Below are 571 nucleotides of genomic sequence, written 5' to 3'. Positions count from 1 at the left end.
TGGGTATGTAAGCCCAGTTAACTTTGAAAAACAATATGTCGCTTAATACGGTGTCCAGTCTGACTGGAGCAGATCATATACGCTGTATGAAGTAAAATCCGATATGGAGAATTCAAAGCCGGAATTTCAATGTGAATGGGAAGCAAAAGTTCAAGCCGCGTTTGAGTTGGGTTTGGAATTAGAACTGGTTACAGAGGAAGAAATACTGGATAAGGTCATATTTAGCAACCTTAAGATTTTACATCGATACGCTTCAAGAAATAAGTTGACGCACTTCCATCAAACTCTCCTTAACACCTTAAAACAAAATGGTGCCCAAACAGCAAAGAGTCTAGGGCTCCACGTTGGCTTAAACGGAAGAAAAATATTACCGTTCCTGTGTGATTTGGTTTCTCGAAACTTACTCCAAACAACTTTAGACACACCACTATCACTTGAGTCTGAGTTCGAGTTGGGTTGTTATGCCTAAGAAATCATTCTTGAGTTTTCATCGGAACCCCCTCTGGCAGGATAGTTGTCACTGTTAAAATTTACCCAGCATGGGCGGTAATGAGTGAACCTTGTCTCGTAT

The 571-nt window shown here is 40.6% G+C and carries 1 protein-coding gene; it reads left to right on the top strand.

Annotated elements, in window-relative coordinates:
* Positions 1-103: 103 nt before the first annotated feature.
* Entirely contained in the window at positions 104-469 is a 366-nt protein-coding gene (locus tag Q1A70_RS20310; protein ID WP_299695864.1) for a hypothetical protein, read from the top strand.
* Positions 470-571: the final 102 nt, after the last annotated feature.

It is taken from the genome of uncultured Vibrio sp. (genome assembly GCF_947488985.1).
Taxonomy (GTDB): domain Bacteria; phylum Pseudomonadota; class Gammaproteobacteria; order Enterobacterales; family Vibrionaceae; genus Vibrio.
This window is presented reverse-complemented; position numbering and strand designations above follow the sequence as displayed.